Source organism: Neoaquamicrobium sediminum, from assembly GCF_013240295.1.
Lineage (GTDB): Bacteria > Pseudomonadota > Alphaproteobacteria > Rhizobiales > Rhizobiaceae > Aerobium > Aerobium sediminum.
In genome coordinates this window covers 1,778,798-1,796,547 of record NZ_JABETK010000001.1, presented here as the reverse complement: position 1 = coordinate 1,796,547, position 17,750 = coordinate 1,778,798, and the positions used below count along the sequence as shown (strand labels likewise).

At 65.3% G+C, this 17,750-nt stretch carries 15 protein-coding genes and 3 pseudogenes; 7 read left to right on the top strand and 11 right to left on the bottom strand.

What is annotated here, in order from left to right; translation table 11 throughout:
* Nucleotides 1-5: 5 nt before the first annotated feature.
* The 3 genes and pseudogenes from HK436_RS33470 to HK436_RS08740 form a co-directional block, all read left to right on the top strand.
* A pseudogene (locus HK436_RS33470) lies at nt 6-515 on the top strand (ABC transporter permease); the annotation flags it as partial.
* Nucleotides 448-924, top strand: a complete 477-nt coding sequence (locus HK436_RS32325) for an ABC transporter permease subunit (RefSeq protein WP_376769137.1) — start codon at nt 448-450, stop codon at nt 922-924. The pseudogene HK436_RS33470 and the gene HK436_RS32325, both read left to right, overlap by 68 nt.
* Nucleotides 917-2,389 carry a xylulokinase gene (locus HK436_RS08740; RefSeq protein ID WP_173188896.1) on the top strand — a complete coding sequence of 491 codons (1,473 nt, stop codon included), beginning with the start codon at nt 917-919 and terminating at the stop codon, nt 2,387-2,389. The genes HK436_RS32325 and HK436_RS08740 overlap by 8 nt, the downstream gene beginning before the upstream one ends.
* 58 nt (nt 2,390-2,447) lie before the next feature.
* Here the strand turns inward: HK436_RS08740 and HK436_RS08735 are convergent, their stop codons facing one another.
* The 7 genes and pseudogenes from HK436_RS08735 to HK436_RS08705 form a co-directional block, all read right to left on the bottom strand.
* On the bottom strand, nt 2,448-3,578 hold the full coding sequence (locus HK436_RS08735; RefSeq protein ID WP_173188894.1) for a M20/M25/M40 family metallo-hydrolase: 1,131 nt from the start codon (nt 3,576-3,578) through the stop codon (nt 2,448-2,450).
* 87 nt (nt 3,579-3,665) lie between these two features.
* Nucleotides 3,666-4,829, bottom strand: a complete 1,164-nt coding sequence (locus tag HK436_RS08730) for a M20 aminoacylase family protein (protein WP_173188892.1) — start codon at nt 4,827-4,829, stop codon at nt 3,666-3,668.
* Between the two features lie 26 nt (nt 4,830-4,855).
* Nucleotides 4,856-6,517 (bottom strand): ABC transporter ATP-binding protein, encoded by a 1,662-nt coding sequence (locus HK436_RS08725; RefSeq protein WP_173188890.1) that lies wholly within the window; start codon nt 6,515-6,517, stop codon nt 4,856-4,858.
* A gap of 3 nt (nt 6,518-6,520) precedes the next feature.
* The gene (locus HK436_RS08720; protein WP_244648832.1) at nt 6,521-7,375 is read right to left on the bottom strand and encodes an ABC transporter permease; all 855 of its coding nucleotides are present in this window, start codon (nt 7,373-7,375) and stop codon (nt 6,521-6,523) included.
* Nucleotides 7,376-7,404: 29 nt separating this feature from the next.
* Nucleotides 7,405-8,346, bottom strand: coding sequence for an ABC transporter permease (locus HK436_RS08715; protein ID WP_173188886.1), 942 nt, complete (start codon nt 8,344-8,346; stop codon nt 7,405-7,407).
* Between the two features lie 71 nt (nt 8,347-8,417).
* Nucleotides 8,418-9,973 (bottom strand): annotated as a pseudogene (locus HK436_RS08710) (ABC transporter substrate-binding protein).
* Between the two features lie 143 nt (nt 9,974-10,116).
* Nucleotides 10,117-11,643 carry a M81 family metallopeptidase gene (locus HK436_RS08705; RefSeq protein ID WP_173188884.1) on the bottom strand — a complete coding sequence of 509 codons (1,527 nt, stop codon included), beginning with the start codon at nt 11,641-11,643 and terminating at the stop codon, nt 10,117-10,119.
* A 127-nt stretch (nt 11,644-11,770) separates the two neighbouring features.
* Between HK436_RS08705 and HK436_RS08700 the strand changes: the two genes are divergently transcribed.
* The 4 genes from HK436_RS08700 to HK436_RS08685 all read left to right on the top strand — a co-directional run bounded on the left by HK436_RS08700 (nt 11,771) and on the right by HK436_RS08685 (nt 15,806).
* The gene (locus tag HK436_RS08700) at nt 11,771-12,586 is read left to right on the top strand and encodes an IclR family transcriptional regulator (RefSeq protein ID WP_173188882.1); all 816 of its coding nucleotides are present in this window, start codon (nt 11,771-11,773) and stop codon (nt 12,584-12,586) included.
* 84 nt (nt 12,587-12,670) lie between these two features.
* The gene (locus tag HK436_RS08695) at nt 12,671-13,174 is read left to right on the top strand and encodes a TRAP transporter small permease subunit (protein ID WP_173188880.1); all 504 of its coding nucleotides are present in this window, start codon (nt 12,671-12,673) and stop codon (nt 13,172-13,174) included.
* Nucleotides 13,171-14,715 (top strand): TRAP transporter large permease, encoded by a 1,545-nt coding sequence (locus HK436_RS08690; RefSeq protein WP_173188878.1) that lies wholly within the window; start codon nt 13,171-13,173, stop codon nt 14,713-14,715. The genes HK436_RS08695 and HK436_RS08690 overlap by 4 nt, the downstream gene beginning before the upstream one ends.
* A gap of 26 nt (nt 14,716-14,741) precedes the next feature.
* Entirely contained in the window at nt 14,742-15,806 is a 1,065-nt protein-coding gene (locus HK436_RS08685) for a TRAP transporter substrate-binding protein (RefSeq protein WP_173188876.1), read from the top strand.
* Nucleotides 15,807-15,863: 57 nt separating this feature from the next.
* Here the strand turns inward: HK436_RS08685 and iolB are convergent.
* From iolB to HK436_RS32945, 4 genes and pseudogenes are all read right to left on the bottom strand, one after another.
* Nucleotides 15,864-16,672 (bottom strand): annotated as a pseudogene (gene iolB, locus HK436_RS08680) (5-deoxy-glucuronate isomerase).
* 4 nt (nt 16,673-16,676) lie between these two features.
* Nucleotides 16,677-16,859, bottom strand: a complete 183-nt coding sequence (locus HK436_RS08675; RefSeq protein WP_173188874.1) for a DUF3329 domain-containing protein — start codon at nt 16,857-16,859, stop codon at nt 16,677-16,679.
* Nucleotides 16,856-17,548: a TIM barrel protein gene (locus tag HK436_RS08670; RefSeq protein ID WP_312860525.1), complete on the bottom strand. Its 693-nt coding sequence runs from the start codon at nt 17,546-17,548 to the stop codon at nt 16,856-16,858. The genes HK436_RS08675 and HK436_RS08670 overlap by 4 nt, the downstream gene beginning before the upstream one ends.
* Nucleotides 17,545-17,739, bottom strand: a complete 195-nt coding sequence (locus tag HK436_RS32945) for a hypothetical protein (RefSeq protein ID WP_312860524.1) — start codon at nt 17,737-17,739, stop codon at nt 17,545-17,547. Before HK436_RS32945 ends, HK436_RS08670 begins: the two co-directional genes overlap by 4 nt.
* Nucleotides 17,740-17,750: the final 11 nt, after the last annotated feature.

The following is a 17,750-nucleotide window of genomic DNA, read 5'->3' as shown; positions in this document are numbered from 1 at the left end:
AGAGGATGCTTCTTTCCCTTCCCCCTGCCTTCTGGGGGTTGATAGCGGTCTGCGTGTTTGCGGCCTTCACCCAGCCGCAGTTCCTGTCGCTTCCCTTCCTGATGATCCTGCTGCGTCAGGCAGCACCGCTCGGCATCGTTGCGCTCGGCCAGACATTCGTCGTGGCCAATCGTTCGCTCGATCTCTCGGTCGGTGCGACGATCGCGTTCGTCAACCTCATCGTCTCGCACGCCATGTGGAACGGCTATCCCCCAGCCGTACCCATCGCCGTGGCGCTCTCCGCCGGACTTTTCATCGGCCTCGTCAACGGCGTGCTGGTAACGGTGCTGCGCGCATCGGCCGTCGTCGTCACCCTTGGCACGGCCGCCATCATCACCGGCATAGGCTTCCTTTACACCGGCGGCGCGCCGGGCAGCTCAATGGCCGACGTGATCAAGTGGCTCGGCCGTGGCCGCATCGGCGTCGTTCCCGTGTCCGGCCTCATCTGGCTCGGCTTCGCCATCGTCGCCTATCTGCTCATGCGCCGGCTCACGATCGGCCGCTACATCTTCGCCGCGGGCGACAACCCGTCTGCCCACCACCTATTCCGGCATCCCGGTGAATCGTACGCTACTCGTCTCTCATGTCCTCAGCGGGCTGTTTGCGGCGAGCGGCGGTCTGCTGCTTTCCGGCCTCGTCGGCGTCGGCTCGCTGAACCTCGGCGCCGACTACGTGCTGAGCTCGATTGCCGCTGTGATCCTCGGCGGAGCGGTGTTCGGCGGCGGAGCCGGCGGCGCAGTGGGAACCGTGCTGGGTGCCGCCCTTCTCGTCATGGTCCTCAACCTGCTGACGGTGTTCGGTGTGGACCAGTCAGGCAAGTTGATCGTGCAGGGTCTGGTCATCGCCGTTGCGGCCATCATCTACCAGCAGGGCCGGCGTGGTTGACGGCCTGACGCTCGGGATCGATTTCGGCACCTCCGCGGTCAAGGTTGTGGCGCTGCGTGGGGACGGCACGGTCGCGGCTCACGCGAGCAGCGGCTACGAGACCTTCAAGCCCGCACCGGATCGCGCCGAACAGGAGCCCGAGGACTGGTGGCGCGCGCTTTCGACCGCTGCCGCATCCGCCATGGCGGAAATCGACCCCGCGAGCGTTATAGCGGCCGGCCTGTCGGGACAATTGAACGGTATCGTGCTGATCGATGCCGACGGCGCGGCTCTTGGACGGAGCCTCATCTGGCTCGACCAGCGCTGTAGCGACGAGGTCGCCGAACTCGAGCGCTCGCATGCCGAGGCGCTTGCAGCCAAGGTCTCGTCCCCAACCTCTCCGATCGCGGTGCTGCCCAAACTGCAATGGCTGGCCCGGCATGAGCCTGCGCGAATGCAGCGGGCAAGACATGTGTTTCAGGTCAAGGATTACATCCTGTGGCGCCTCACTGGCGCCGTCGCGACGGATGCCAATGAGGCGTCGGCGACGCTGATGATGGACCTCGCCAGCCGCCAATGGGACCCGGCGCTGGTGACCCTCTCGGGCCTCGCGCCCGGCCATTTCAGTTCGATCCGCGCCTCAACCGAAATTGTCGGCCGCGTCACCGCCGAGGCATCGGCAGCAACCGGCCTGCCCCGTGGCCTCGGCGTCGTGCCCGGATCGGGCGACACCGGCGCGCTCGGCGTCGGCTGCGGCGCGTTCGCGGCCGGCACTGCTGCGGTGACGCTCGGCACAGCCGGCCATATCGTCGCCTCCGTTCCCAACCAGCCGCCGGCGCTGGTTCCGGGTCTGTGGCGCATGGCGCACGTCACGCCCGACCGCGAACTATGGCTTGGGCTCATCCCCGCCGGCGGCCTCTCGATCGCCTGGCTCCGCAATCTCGGCACCGGTTTTGCCGGCCGCCCCTTCGGCTTTGACGACCTTGAACGCCTTGTTCAGGCAACGGAGCCAGGATCGGGCGCTGCGATTTTCCTGCCTTTCCTCGAAGGCGCCGGCACGCCGTGGAACGACCCATCGCGCTTTGCCGCCTTCGCGGGACTGAACGTCACCCACGGAGCCGGCCATCTCGTGCGCGCGGTCTATGAGGGCGTCGCCTTCAACATCCGTGCCTGTCTGGAAAGCTTCGAGGTGGCCGGCGTCGGGCTTGAGCGGGTCCATCTTGCCGAAGGCGGCGCCCAGTCGCCTGCATGGTGTCAGATCATCGCCGACGTGCTGGATCGCGAGGTGCGTGTCGTCGCCGAACGCGACACGTCGGCCACCGGCGCAGCGATCCTCGCGCGCGCGTCCGCAGAGCCTGCGGACCTTGCTGCGGTCGTCGAACGCTCGGTCCGGATCGCGCGGGTCCACAAGCCTAACCCCGCCGTGCGAGACCGGATAGACCTTTCATGGAAGCGCTTCCAGCAAGAGGCCGAGCGCGCCGGGTAGATCGCGGCGCCGCGCTTCTTGCCGTTACAGCACCACGCTTACCGCCCGCATCCTCGTTTCAGTCGAGGCGGGCGAGCAGACCCGCGATCAGCCGCGCCCGTTCCGCAAGGCTGTCCACCTCGATATGTTCGCCAAGCGTGTGTAGCCCCGCGCCGCGCACGCCGATCGAATCGAGCGTCGGGATGCCGAGCGCGCCGGTGAAGTTTCCGTCCGAGCCGCCGCCGGCGCTGCCATGCGTCAGGTCGAAGCCGATCTCGGCGGCCACCGCCTTGCCCACTTCATAAAGCGCCATGGTGCCCGCGTCCGGCTCCCAGACAGGACGGGTAACCCCGCGCGTCACCTCGAACCGGACGTCGTTCTCCTCCGCCGTCAACGCCAGCATCGCCTCGACGCCCCGGTCAAGATCATCCTGGCGCTTCGCCATCGACAGCGCTTCTGCATGGCAGACTGACGAAACGCAGTTGACCCACTGGCCGGCATGAATGACGCCCACGGAGAAGGTGCAGTCGTCGGTGGTCATCGCTTCCACCTCAAGCAGCTTGCGCGCCATCAGCGCGATCGCCGAGCGACCGTCCTTCAGCGCCCAGCCGGCGTGGCTCGGCCGGCCCTCTGTCTTCAGATTGAACCGGGCGATAGCGTAGCGGCCGGTCACCGCGCCGCCGTCGGGGCGCGCGGGCTCCGGAACCAACACATATCTGTTCTTCCGCGCTTCCATCTCGATCAGCTCGCGGGTCGAGGGCGTGCCGACCTCCTCGTCCGGCGTGAACAGCACTGTCACGGGCAGAGGCGTTTCGATGCCGGCCAGCGCGAGCTGCCGGACCGCCTCAACCGCCGCGTAGTTGCCGCCCTTCATGTCCTGGATGCCGGGGCCGTAGCATTTGTTGCCGTCACGGCGGAAAGGCAGCTTCTCAAGCGTGCCGATAGGGTGAACGGTGTCGAGATGGCCGGAGATCAGGATGCCCGGCTTGCCGAAATCCTTGTGCGGAAACCGCGCGCGGACGGAGCCCCCGAACCCCATGCGGCCGGGGATCCGCTCGATCTCGGCGCCTGCGGCCGCCAGATCGTAGCTCGCAAGGTCCATCATCCGGTCGACGGCGGCTGCGTCGAATGTCGGGCTTTCGCACTCGATCCAGGGCTTCAGCCCGGAAAGCATGGCGTCGCTGTCGAAGGGAAGTGCGTTCAGGTTCATGAATGCGTCTTTCGGCATCGGCTGAAATCGCCGGACGGGCGCACGAACCCCGCCGATGCGTCGGGGTTCCGCCCTCGAATGTTAAGCTCAGCTCAGCGGCAGGCGCTTTTCGACGATGCGCGCCATGACGCTGGCGCCCACCGGAAGGATGGCGTCGTCAAAGACGAAACCCGGATTGTGAACCGGCACGTCGCCCCCATGGCCGATGGTGCAATAGGCACCCGGCACGGCCTTCAGCATGTCGGCAAAATCCTCGCTGCCCATCACCAGTTCGTTCTCGGTGGTAATGTTGTCCGCGCCCACGATATCGGAAGCCGCTTCAAGATAGGCTTCGCTCAGATCGGCGTCGTTCATCAGTACGGTGAAGATCGGCCGCAGATCCGCCGTCACCTCGATGCCGAACAGCTTCGAATAGCCCTCGCACATCTCCTCGATCCGCTTGTGGATGAGATCGCGGACTTCGTCGTCGAAATAGCGGATCGTGCCGCAGATCATCGCCTTGTCGGGCACGACATTGTAGGCCGATCCGGAATGGATTTGCGTGACCGACAGCACGGCCGGCTTCACCGCCGGCACGTTGCGGCTGACGATCGACTGCAGCGTCTGCACCAGTGAGGTAATCGCAACGATCGGGTCCTTCGAATGGTGCGGCATGGCGCCATGGCTGCCGACGCCCTTCACATGGATGTCGAAGAAGGTCGATCCCGCCATCGCCGGTCCCGGCTTCACGCCAACCTTGTTGGGGGTGGCGAGCGGGTTGTTGTGCATGCCGTAGACTTCGTCGCAGGGAAACCGCTCGAAAAGCCCATCGGCAAGCATGGCGCGCGCGCCGCCAAGGCCTTCCTCGGCGGGCTGGAAGATGAACACCGCCTTGCCGGAAAAGTCCCGCGTCTCGGAAAGGTAGCGTGCCGCACCCAGCAGCATGGTCGTATGCCCGTCATGGCCACAGCCGTGAAACTTGCCCGCCGATTTCGAGCGCCACGGCAGGTTCGTTTCCTCGTCCATCGGCAGGGCGTCCATGTCGGCGCGCAGTCCGACCGCGCGGCCGCCGCCGCCCTTGCCCTCCAGCACGCCGACGACACCGGTCTTGCCGATGCCGGTATGCACCTCGATGCCCCAGGAACGAAGCTTCTCCGCGACGATGCCCGCCGTGCGCGTCTCCTCGAAACCGATCTCCGGATGCTCGTGCAGGTCGCGCCTGATGGCGGTCAGCTCGTCGGCATATTCCTCGATCCGGGGCAGGCTTGGCATGGTCGTCTCCTTGGCATGTGCGACGCTCAGTTCGTCGCGAGTTCCCTGAAATTGGCGAAGTCCCAGCTTCGACCGGGCGCTGCTTCTATGAGCGCCCGCGTATAATCGTGCGCCGGGCGGCCCAGCACGTTCTCGGCCGTGTCGTGCTCGACGATGCGGCCATGCTGCATCACCACCACCTCGTCGCAGATCTGCGCGGCGACCCGCAGGTCGTGCGTGATGAAGAGAATGGCGATGCCGAGCTTTTCCTGCAGGTCGTCCAGCAGTTTCAGCACCTGCGCCTGAACCGAAACGTCCAGCGCCGACACGGCTTCGTCGGCGACGAGGATGTCGGGCCGCATCGCGATCGCGCGGGCTATGGCAATGCGCTGGCGCTGGCCGCCCGAGAACTGATGCGGATAGCGCCTGAGCGCGTCGCGCGGCAGGCCGACCAGCTCCATCAGTTCGCCGGCGTGCTTGAGGGCCTCGTCGCGCGACTGGCCGAAATTGAGCAGTCCCTCGATGAGGCTGTCGCCGATCGTCCAGCGCGGATTGAGCGACCGGAACGGGTCCTGGAAGACGATCTGGATATGCTTGCGGTGCGGCTGGAGCGCGGCGCGATTGAGCTTGGCGATGTCGGCCTGCCCGACCCGGATTTCGCCGTCGGTCGGATCGATGAGACGCATGATGCAGCGCGCCACCGTCGACTTGCCCGATCCGCTTTCGCCGACAATGCCGAGTGTGCGGCCACGGCCGATCGCGAAATCGACATTCTCGGCCGCCCGCGTCTGCCGGCCTTTCTTGAAGGCGCCGCGCGTATCGTAGATCTTGGTCAGGCCCTTGACGTCCAGCGCCGGGGCGTCATCACGGGAAGCACGTGCCGCGCGCGGGATCAGACTTGGAACCGCGGCGAGCAGCTCGCGCGTATAGACTTTGCGGGGCGAACGAAGCAGCGTTTCCACTGGGGCATGTTCGACGATTTCTCCATGCCGCATGACGTACACGGTATCGGCGATCTCGGCCACGACGCCCATGTCGTGCGTGATGAAGAGCACGGCGGTGCCGTGGCGCTCCTGCAGCTCGGCGATGAGCTTGAGCACCTGGTTCTGCGTCGTCACGTCGAGCGCCGTCGTCGGCTCATCGGCGATCAGCAGCTTGGGTTCGAGGATCAGCGCCATTGCGATCATGATGCGCTGGCGCTGGCCTCCGGAAAGCTGATGCGGGTAGGAGCCGTAGATGCGCTCGACGTCGGGCAGGTGCACCTGCTCCATGATGTCGATGACGCGCTTTTTCTTCTCGGCGGCTCCCAGCCTCGTGTGGCTGTCGAGCACTTCCTCGATCTGCGCGCCAACCGTCATGACCGGGTTCAGCGCCGTCATCGGTTCCTGGAAGATCATCGAGATACGGCGCGCCCGCATCTCCCGCATCGCGCCGGCATCAAGGTCGAGAAGGTTCTGACCCTCCAGCTCGATGCGTCCGCCGGTGACCTCGAGCGAGCCTTTGGGAAGCAGGCCCATGACGGCGAGCGAGGTGACCGACTTGCCGGAACCCGACTCGCCCACGAGGCAAACGGTCTCCCCGTCACGGATCGTCACGTCGATGGAAGAAAGGATCTGCGTTTCCGTCCTGCCGCCGACGGTGGCGACTGAAAGGCCCTTGATCTGCAAAGCCGTGGGACGGTCCGAGAAATCACGGTTGCGGAAGATCATCGCTCAGGCCTCCCGCTTCTTGAGCCGCGGATCGAGCATGTCCCGCGCCGTGTCGCCGAGCAAATTGATGGAGAGGATGCAAAGCGACAGCATCAGTCCCGGCCAGAAGATCAGTTCCGGCTTGATCTGGAAGAACATGCGCCCCTCGGCCATGATGTTGCCCCAAGTGGGGATTTCGGTCGAAACGCCGGCGCCCAGGAACGACAGGATCGCCTCGGTCAGGATCGCCGAGGCGCAGATATAGGTACCCTGCACGATGATCGGCGCAAGCGTGTTCGGCATCAGGTGCTGCCACAATATCTTCGACATCGAGGAGCCGAGCGCGATCGCCGCCTCGACATAGGGCTCCTCGCGCGCCGAAAGCACGACCGAGCGCACCAGGCGAACCACCCGTGGGATTTCCGGAATGGTGATCGCAAAGATCACCGACCAGATGCTCGGCCCGTTAAGCGCGACCAGCGCGATGGCCAGCAGGATCGAGGGGATCGCCATAAGGGCATCCATGATGCGCATGATGATCGCGTCCGCGGTACGGAAGAAACCGGAGACGAGGCCGATCACCAAACCGATAAAGACGGAAACGATTGCCGCGCCGACGCCAATCAGCAGCGACACCTGCCCGCCGATCATAACGCGCGAGAACAGGTCGCGGCCGTAAGGATCGGTGCCGAGCCAGAAGGTCTCGCTCGGCCCCTTGAGGCGTTGCAGTGCGTTCATGTTCATCGGGTCGTGCGGCACGTAGAGATAGGCCGTGGCTGTCGCCAGCACGATCAGGAAGAGCACGACCGCTGCGATGATCGGGCCGACACCGAGGCGGAAGGACGCCGGAAGCTGGATCGCGCCGAGCACAACCTGCATGGCGGAGGTCGGTTGCGGTTGGCCGGCCATCAGTAGCGGATCCTCGGATCGAAGAAGGTATAGGAGATGTCGATAAGGAGATTGATGAACACGTAGATCGCGCTCGTCAGCAGGATCATCGCCTGGATCACCGGATAATCCCGCGCCAGGATCGCGTCGACGGTGAGCCTGCCGATGCCGGGGATGTTGAACACGCTCTCCGTCACCACCACGCCCGAGATCAGCAGTGCGAAACCGGTGCCGATAATGGTCATGATCGGCACCGCCGCGTTACGCAGCGCATGACGGAACAGCACAATCCGCTCCTTCACGCCCTTGGCGCGGGCGGTGCGCACATAGTCCTCGCCCAGCACCTCCAGCATGCTCGCGCGCGTCATCCGCGCGATCAGCGCGACGTAGATCGTCGCCAGCGTCAGGCAGGGCAGGATCGCCCGCAGGAAGAAAGCCTGAAGATTTTCGCTCGGCGCGCTGTAGCCCTGCACGGGCAGCCAGCGCAGGTCGATCGCGAAGATCTTGATGAAGATGTAGCCGATGACGAAGACCGGTATCGAGAAGCCGAGCACGGAAAAGGTCATCACCGCGTAGTCGACCCAGGTCCGGTGGCGCCAGGCGGCGAGCACGCCGAGCGGCACGGCAATCAGCACCGACAGGATGATGGTCAGCGTGCCGATCTGTAGCGTCGGCCAGATGCGCTGGCCGATGAGCCGCGTCACCGGCTGGTTGGAGATGATCGACGTACCGAGGTCGCCCTGGAAGAGCTGCCCGATCCAGGTGACGAGCTGCACGTGGAGCGGCTCGGACAGGCCGAGCGATTCCCGGATGCGCTCGAGCTGGGCGGGTGTAGCGGAATCACCCGCGATGATCGCCGCGGGATCGCCCGGCGTCAGGCGCAGAAGCAGGAAGACGAAGATCGCGACGATCGCCATCACGGGAATGACGGCAAGGATGCGCCGGATGATGTAGCCAAGCATCGGCGAGGTGGCCCCTTCTGGACTCGGAGGAAATGACGTCCCCCGCCGCGAAGGCGGGGACGAAGCGGGCCTTACTCGGTTTTGTCGACCTCCCAGAACACCGGTACCGGGGCGGGGATCATGTTGACGATGTTCGTGCGCCGCGACTGGACCGGCAGATACTGACCGAGCGGCACGTAGTTCACGACATCGATGACATGCGCCTGGATGCGTTCCGCGATCTCCTTCTGCGCGTCCGCAGAGGTGGCGGCGATGAACTCCGCGCGCAGCTCTTCCAGCGCCGGATCCTCGGGCCAGCCGAACCAGGCAGCGTCGCCGCGACCGTTGACCATCGGGTTGATCAGCGGCGAGGAAATCTCTGGCACCATCCAGTTGGTGAAGAAGATGTTCCAGCCGCCTTCCGAAGGCGCCGACTGGCTGGCGCGGCGCGTCACCAGCGTCTGCCAGTCCATCGCCTGCATGTCGACGTTGAAGCCGGCTTCGCGCAACTGCTGCGCAGCCACCACAGGCTGGGCGGTAAGCGTCACCACGTCGGTCGGCTGCATCAGCACGATCGGCGTGCCGTCATAGCCGGCCTCTTCGAGCAGCGCTTTGGCGCCGGCCGCGTCTCCGGCACCCGTGAGGCTCTCCGTTCCCGTAGCGGACTCCAGTGGCGTTCCGCACCCGAACACGGCACCGCACATCTGGTAGTACTCGGGATTGCCGATCAGGGTTGCCAGCACCGGCTCCTGGCTCATCGCCATCAGGGCCGCCTGCCGGATCTTCACGTCGTCGAACGGCGGGTGCTTGAAGTTCATGCGGCCCATCGTCTGATAGCCAAGCGGATCGCGCACCTCCACCACGACGTCGGGGCTGGCCTCGAGGATCGGCAGCAGGTCGATCGGCGTTTGCTCGAGATAGTCGATCTCCCCGAAACCAGCGCGTTGATCGCCGTCTGGGCGTCGGGCATCGCCACCCATTTCACCGTGTCGACGTTGACGACCTTGCCACCCGCCATCCAGTCGACGGGCTCCTCGCGCGGCACATAGTCCGCGAACTTGGCGTAAGTCACCGAGACGCCGGGTTCGAATTCCTCCTCCACGAAGACAAACGGCCCAGACCCGGTATAGTCGGTGATCGCCTCATCGGCGGAGGTTTCGGCTACACGCGCAGGCATGATGAAAGGCGGCACCGCCGACTGCTTGCTGACGATGTCGAGCAGCGGGCCGAACGGCTCCGACAGGGTCCAGGTAACGGTCTTGTCGTCCGTCGCTTCCAGGCTCGCAGTCACGTCGAAGATGAGCTGACCGCCGGAATCGCGCTTGCCCCAGCGCTGCAGCGAGGCAACCGCATCGGCGGCCGTCACCGGTTCGCCGTCATGGAACTTGAGGCCGTCGCGCAGCGTGAATGTGTAGGTCAGCCCGTCGTCGGAGACGGCGAACTCCGCCATCTGCGGCTGCGGCGTGAAGTTCTTGTCCTGCGCGACCAGCACGTCATAGATCATGTAGCCGTGATTGCGGGTGATATGCGCCGTGGTGATGATCGGGTCGAGCACGCGCAGGCCCGAATGCATCACCGCGGTGATCGTTTCGCCGTCCTGAGCGAGCGCGGCGCCGGCAGGTATGATGGCCGTGGACGCCGCCAGCATGGCGGCAGCGGCAATCGTGCGGCCCCTGGCCAGGATCGACCTTGAAAAGTCGTGAGACATCAGTGTCATCTGTTTCCCTCTTCGTTTGATTTTTGCCTGTGGTTCAGTCCGGTCTTGTTGCCGGTTGGTATAACGGAGCCGCCTCATACCGCGCGGCGAACGGCCTCCTCACCTTGAAAGGGGCGGCCGCCGGGCGACAGCCGCGTCCCCGGCCGCAGCCGCGTAAACGGCAGGTCGGCCGGATCGAGCGCCATCGGACCGGGCGCGGTTGCCACAAGGATTGCTTCGGCGATCGGCTCGAAATCGGCGCGAAAATGCACCGAGCTCTTGTTGACGAGAATAGCCTGTTTTTCGGGCTCGATGCCGACAAAACGATACATCTCCCGGTCGGCGAGTTGAGCCTTGAAGGTCGATACGACGATCCTGACCCCGCCGATGGAAAGGCAGGCGGACGGGCCGAGATTCATCTGCGCCCCGCCATAATACGGCCCTGTCGCCGCAAATCGGCCATCCGATATGCGCTCGACGTGGAACGTGCGCTCCAGCGGCGCGTCGCCGGGGATTTTGGAATGTCCGCCCAGCGCGATCGTGATCTCCGCGCCCTCGCCTGCCTCATGGGCGGCCCTCGCCGCCTCGGGGTCAACCATCAGGCCCGTCGCCGCGCGTTCCACACCCGCATCGATCAGGGCGCGCAACATGCCGGTCGTGTTGGAGTCTCCGCCGGCGCCCGGATTGTCCTGCGTATCGGCGATTACCACCGGGCGTCTCGCGCCAGCGGAAAGGCGCGCCGCCTCGCGCACCGCCTCGGCAGGCGAATAGGCCTTGCCGGCAAACCGCGTCTCACGGTCGAGAAACGCCCGCTCCAGGCGATCGGCCGCGGCATCCGCCTCTTCCTGCGTTTCGGCATAGGCGAGCACGCTCGGCAGGCAATCCTCGAAGTCGGCTGCCGGAAACCCGGTAAGGATCGATGCGCTCGAAACTGGCCCGGCCTCCGCCGCCCGGACATCTTCGTAGAGCGACCCTGCCGGCTCGATCATCGTGCACTGCCACGGGATGGGGATCAGGAAAGGCAACTGCCGGAACGCCTTCGCGAACGGCTTGCCCCGCGCCATCACTCGGTCAAGCTGTGCGGCAGCGCGATAGCCGGTCTCGGCCATGTCGACATGCGGGTAGGTGCGAAAGGCGACCAGCACGTCGGCAAGGTCCACCATCTGACGGGTGACGTTGCCGTGCAGGTCGAGGCTCGCCGCGATCGGCAGGTTCGGCCCTGCAACCGCGCGCAGCCTCGCCAGCAGTTCGCCCTCTCCGTCGTCGACATGCTCGGCGACCATCGCACCATGCAGGTCGAGCAAAAGTCCGTCGAGCGGGCCAGCCGCGCGCAGCCGTTCGACCAGTTCGTCCGCTATGGCTTCATATGCCTGCTTCTCGACATGCGCCGACGGGATCGCGCCGGTCCACAGCAGGGGCACCAGCTCCCAGCCCGCCTCCTTCGCGTAGTCGACGAAGCCGCTGATGCCGAGATTGACGCCACCGCAGCGGGTTAGGATCTCGTCGCCACGGCTCAGCGGGAGATAGCCACCGCCCTGTTCGAAATTATCGTAGCGGGCCAGTGTCGGCGCAAACGTGTTCGTCTCGTGGAGGAAGCCGCCGATGGCAACACGTTTGCTCATCCAACCTACCATCTTGTCCCGATTGACCCAGTGCGAGAATAGCTTGTATCGACAGGCGATACAGTTATATCGCTACTCAACGGTAGTGAGGGTCAAACAGTTCGTCAACAGGCAAGCGGGGAATGGAATGCTACGCAACATAGTCAGCGGCGAGAACGGAATTCGCGACCCCGACGACGGCGTGCGCGAAGACCCGCTCTTCGTGCAGGCGGTGGCACGCGCGATGCAGGTGCTTTCCGCTTTTCATCGCACGCAGAGGCCGCTGAGCCTGACGGCGATCGCGGAGGCGAGCGGCGTCGGCCGCAGCGCGGCCCAGCGCGTGGTGCATACGCTTCAGACACTCGGCTACATCGAGCGTGACGAGGACGGGCGCGGCTATATCCCGGGCATCAGGCTACTCGACCACAGTCACGACTATCTGCGGCTCAATTCGCTCATCGAACGCGCAACGCCGGTATTGTTGGATCTGCGCAGAAACGCCCGCGAGCGCGTCGACTTCAGCCTGTTCGACGATCTGCGCATGGTCTACGCGGTGCGCATGCAGAGCAAGCGCGAGACGTTCTTCGCCACCCTGGTCGGCCATTCCGTGCCGACGCTGTGTACATCCGGCGGACGGGCCGTCATGTCACGTCTTCCGGACGTGGAAGTCGAGGACATCATCGCGCGGTCCGACCGGCGCCCGTTTACCGACAAGACGATTACCGATCCGCAGGAAGTCCGCGAGAAAATCGCAGAAGCCCGCCAGCTCGGCTATGCGCTGACGGTCGAGGAGGTGCTGGTCGGTGAGGTGGCACTCGGTGTCGCCGTGCTTGGCCCAAACGGAAGACCGCTCGGCGCCATCCATATCGCGGGCTCGCTCAGTGAATGGACCCCCAGCGCCTTCGCCGAACGGTTCGCACCGCTCGCGTCGGAGGCAGCCCATGCGATCAATCGGGTCAGGTAACCGAGTGGCCATGCTTCCCGCTGGCCCATCGCGAAGGCTTGCCGCAGCGCTTGTGATCTTGCGTCGGATAGAGCAAACAGGGCCATGCGCGGGCTTTTCCTGAATATTGCAGCTCTACTCGACCGCATCACGCGTGCCGCCTGTATGGTCGCGGTGTTGATGCTGGTGGCGGCGGTGCTGACGATCGTCGTGCTGCGCTACGGCTTCGGGGTTGGCTATATCGGCCTCCAGGACTTCGCCAATTATGCCTTCGCGATCCTGCTTGCGCTTTCGGTTCCTGTCTGCCTCGCCCAGGGCGGCCATGTGCGCGTCGAGGTGATCTCGGAGCGCATGGGCCCGTCCTATCTGAGGGTCGCCGATGCCGTCGCGCTGGTCCTGTTCCTGATCCCGGCCTTCGGCCTGCTGATCTGGGCCTACTGGCCGGAGCTGCGCTACGCGTGGCAGATTCGCGAGGCGTCGATCGAGACCGGCGGGCTGCCGGGCCTCTATCTGGTCAAGACGACGCTGCCGATCGCCGCTGGCCTTACCATCGTCCAGGGCATAGCCGCCGTGCTTCGCGGCGAGCCCGGCGCGGGGGCCTCATCGTGATCGCGCAGGAATTCTTCCTGCTGCTGCTTCTCCTCGGCCTGTTCGCAGGCATCCTCAGCGGCATCCCGGCCATGCTCGCCATCGCAGGTGCACCTTTGGTGACCGCAGCGATCGCGAGCCTCTTCGGCGTCTTCGACCTTTCCTTCCTGAAGTTCTTCCCTGCCCGTGTCTGGGGCATCATGTCCAACAGCCTGCTTATGGCGGTGCCGCTGTTCGTGCTGATGGGCGTGCTGCTGGAGCGGGCGCGGCTGGCGGAGAACATGCTGACCGTTCTGGCGCGCATGATGGGCGGCAGCGCGCGCGGCATGGGCCTCTCGGTTCTGCTGTTTTCGGCGATGATCGCCGCCGCCACCGGCATTATCGGCGCCACAATCGTGATGCTGGTGCTCGTCAGCCTCAAGCCGATGCTGGAAGCGGGCGTGCCGCCGCGCCGCGCCAGCGGCCTGATCTGCGCTTCCGGCACGCTGGGACAGATCATTCCGCCATCCATCATCCTCGTGCTGCTCGGCGACCAGATCGGCAACACCTATCTGGAGGCGCAGCAGCAGGCCGGCAATTTTGCGCCGCTGCCCGTCTCCGTCGCCGATCTCTTCGCCGGTGCATTGATCCCCGGCCTGATCCTCGTCGCGCTCTACGCGCTTTACCTGACCGTGGTGATGCGCCCCGCGCGTCAGGCAGCCAAGCCGCCATCGCCGCCGCGTGTCCATCCGCGCGAGGTAATCTTCACCTTCCTGCCGCCCATGCTGCTGATCCTCTCCGTGCTCGGCTCGATCCTTGCCGGTGTCGCGACGGCGACCGAGGCCGCCGGGCTCGGCGCCGTTGGCGCACTGCTCATGGCTGCCTTCGCCACAACCGAAAACCGGGGCGTCCGGACCTTGCTCGCGGCTGCGGGGCTCGCTGCCTTCGCCCTCGTTGCACTGCGGGCGGCAGGTATCGGCAGGACCGCAACCGACAGCGCCGCGGGCCTGTTCGCAATCGTCGCCGTGGCGCTGATCGCGGTCGGCACGCTTGCCGCCGCGCTTAAGCTCTGGCGCAGCGGCCTGCTGCAGCCTTCGCTTAGCGAAACCATGAAGATTTCCGGCATGGTGTTCGGCATCGTGATTGCCGCCTCGCTGCTCGCGCTCGTCTTCCGCGGCTTCGGCGGCGACCGTCTGGTCATGGAACTGATGCGCAGCCTGCCGGGCGACCAGATGGGCGCGCTGCTGGTCATCATGCTGGTGGTCTTCCTGCTGGGTTTCATCCTTGAAGCGGTCGAGATCATCTACATCGTCGTGCCGCTGATGGGGCCTGCGATCCTCGGTACCGACATCTCGCCGGTCTGGTTCGGCGTCCTGCTGGCGATGAACCTGCAGACATCATTCCTGACGCCGCCTTTCGGCTTCGCGCTTTTCTATTTCCGTTCGGTGGCTCCCCGCTCGATCACCACCGGCGACATCTATCGCGGCGTAGCGCCATTCGTGGTGCTCCAGCTTGCTGCGCTTGCCACTCTCGTGGCAATACCGGAACTTGCGACATGGCTGCCTTCGCTGATCTTCGGCTAGGGCTGCCATCAACCTTGGGAGGAACCATGAAACGCAGGACTTTTCTTGCCGGCGGTGCCGGTCTTGCCGCAGCAACCAGCCTGGCAGCGCCCGCCATCGCGCAGGGCCGTGTGCAGTGGAACATCGCGTCCGCCTTCCCCAAGGCCGCCCCGGGCGTCGGCACCAACGTCACCCGTTTCGCCGAGATGGTCGCCACCATGTCCGACGGCCGCATCCAGCTCGAGGTCTACGGCGCCGGCGAGCTGGTCCCGCCCTTCGGCGTGGAGGATGCGGTCCAGCAGGGCAACGTGCCCGTGGGCCACGGCCCGACCTATTACGCGGCGGGCAAGAATCCCGCGCTGCACTGGTATACTGGCGTTCCTTTCGGCCTCACTTCGACCGAGCATGTCGCATGGCTGAAATGGGGCGGCGGTCAGGAAATTTGGGACGACATCTACGCCCAGCGCAACCTCAAGCCGTTCTATTCCGGCAATTCCAACACGCAGTCCGGCGGCTGGTTCAAGAAACGCATCGAAGGCGTGGCCGACCTGCAGGGCCTCAACATGCGCATTGCCGGCCTCGGCGGCGAGATGCTTCGCAAGCTTGGCGTCAACGCCGTGCTGCTGCCGCCGACGGAAATCTTCCAGGCACTGCAGTCCGGCGCCATCGACGCGGCCGAATGGGTTGGCCCGATGCTCGACCAGGCCTTCGGCCTGCAGCGCATCACCAACATCTGCTACATGCCGGCCTATGCCGAGCCCGGCGCTGCCGTCGCGGTCGTCTTCAACCAGGACGCCTGGGCCGAACTGCCCGCCGACCTGCAAACCATCTGCCAGCACGCCGCCCACGCAGCCGCGCTCGAGATGCACGCGCAGTTCGACTATTTCAACGCTCAGTCGTTCAAGGCGCTGAAGGATGAGGGCGTCGAGTTCCTCGATTTTCCCAAGGACGTGATCGACGCGATGCGCGGCGCCTGGGACGAGGTTCGCGAAGGGCTGCGGGGCCAGAGCGAGGATGTCGCGCGGGTCCTTGAAAGCTACGACGCCTACTACCAGACGGCACATGCCTACAGCCGCGCCATGACGGAACCGCTGCTCGCCGGCCGGAACTGATCCGCATCCTGCCCTCTCCCGGAAACGGGAGGGGTTCTTCCCGCTGGCCGGAATTCCCTAACCCAGAAGCCACTCATGTTCCGGCGCGTTGTGAAATTTCCACGTGCGCTTCGGGCCAGCCATCACATTGAGATAATAGAGGTCGTAGCCGTGGCAGGCCGCGCAGGGGTGGTATCCCTTGGGCACCAGCACAACGTCGCCGTCTTCGACCGCCATCGTCTCGTCGAGTTCGCGCCGGCCGGTCTCGTCGGCATCGGTATAGACCCGCTGGAAGGCGAAGCCCTGAGGCGGGTTGAGTCGATGGTAATAGGTTTCTTCCAGCAGCGACTCGCGCGGCAGGTCATCGCGGTCGTGCTTGTGCGGCGGATAGCTCGACGTATGGCCGCCGGGCGTGATGACCTCGACCACGAGCAGGGAATCCGCTGGCTCGCCTTCGGGCAGGATATTGGTGACGTAACGCGTATTGGTGCCCTTGCCGCGCACCTCCTGGCCCAGCGCGTCCGGCGCGATGACCCGCACAGGCAGCCCGCCGCCGAGACCCGGCGCGGTGCAGACTGCAAGCACCACATCGCTTTCTGCAGTAACCGACCAGTGCTTTCCTTGCGGCACATAGACCGACCACGGCTTGCCTTCGAAGGGCGACATGCGCGCGCCGAGCACGCCAAGCTGCTCGCCACCCGCCACGGTCTCGCCCTTGCCCGAGATGAAGACGAGGCACGCCTCCCGCCCCCGGTCTCGGCTTCCGCCGTTTCGCCCGGTGCCAGCCGGTAGAGTTCGAAACCGACATGCTGCCAGCCGGCGTTCTCCGGGGTGACGGCGATCACCCTGCCCGAGCGTCCCTGCGGTTTCACATGCAGTCGCGGCATGGTTCTACTCCTTGCTTGGCGGCTCGTAGGCGATGAGGAAGCTCCACACGCCATAGGCCCCCACCGCCCCCGCCAGCATCGCCCAGCCGGTCTGTCCGTTCACCAGTTCCAGCACCGCCCAGCCGAAACAGGCGAGCACGATGCCGACGCGCAGCCAGAGCGGGCGGAAGAAATCGTTGCCGTTCATGAAAGCCCCGCTTCGGAAAGAAACCGCGTCAGGTTTGCGTGGCCGAGCCGCGCATAGGCGGCGGGTTCGGCCTTTTCCGGGTCCTGCTCCGCCTCCACGACCACCCAGCCGGAATAGCCCGGCAGCTCCTTCAGGACGCGCACATAGTCGATCATGCCGTCGCCCGGCACGGTGTAGACGCCTTCCAGCACCGAATCGAGGAACGACCAGTCCTCGCGATTGGCGCGCCACATCACATCCTCGCGCACATCCTTGCAATGAACGTGGCCGATGCGGTCCCGATAGTGGCGCGCGAGCCGCGCAGGGTCCGCGCCGCCCCATGTGGCGTGGCCGGTATCCAGCAGGAGCTGCACGCCATCGCCCGTTACCGCCATGAAGCGGTCGATCTCGGCCTCGGTCTGCACGCAGGTTCCCATGTGGTGATGATAGACGAGTTGCAGCCCGTATTCAGCCCTCAGCGCCGCGGCAAGTGCTGTGTAGCGTTCCCCGAACCGCGCCCAGTCGTCCTTTGCAAGCACCGGGCGCGCCGATAAAGGCACGGCGCGGTTGCTGTGGATTGCATTGGACGTCTCGGCGGCGATGAAGACGCTGCAACCCATCTCGGAAAGCAGGGTCGCATGAGCCTGCGCTGCCGCGAGTTCGGCGTCGACATCCCGAACCAGCAGCTCGGTCGACCACCAGCCGCTCACCAGCGCATGGCCGAAGCGTTCGAGAACAGGCCACGCTCGGCCGAGCGTCGCGGAAACTTGTTGCCAAGTTCCATGCCGACGAAGCCTGCCGCCTGCGCCTCGGCAAGGCAGCGCTCCAGCGGAATATCTCCGCCGATCTCGATCATGTCGTCGTTGGACCAGCCGATGGGGTTGGCGCCGATGCGGATCATGTTGGTCGTAT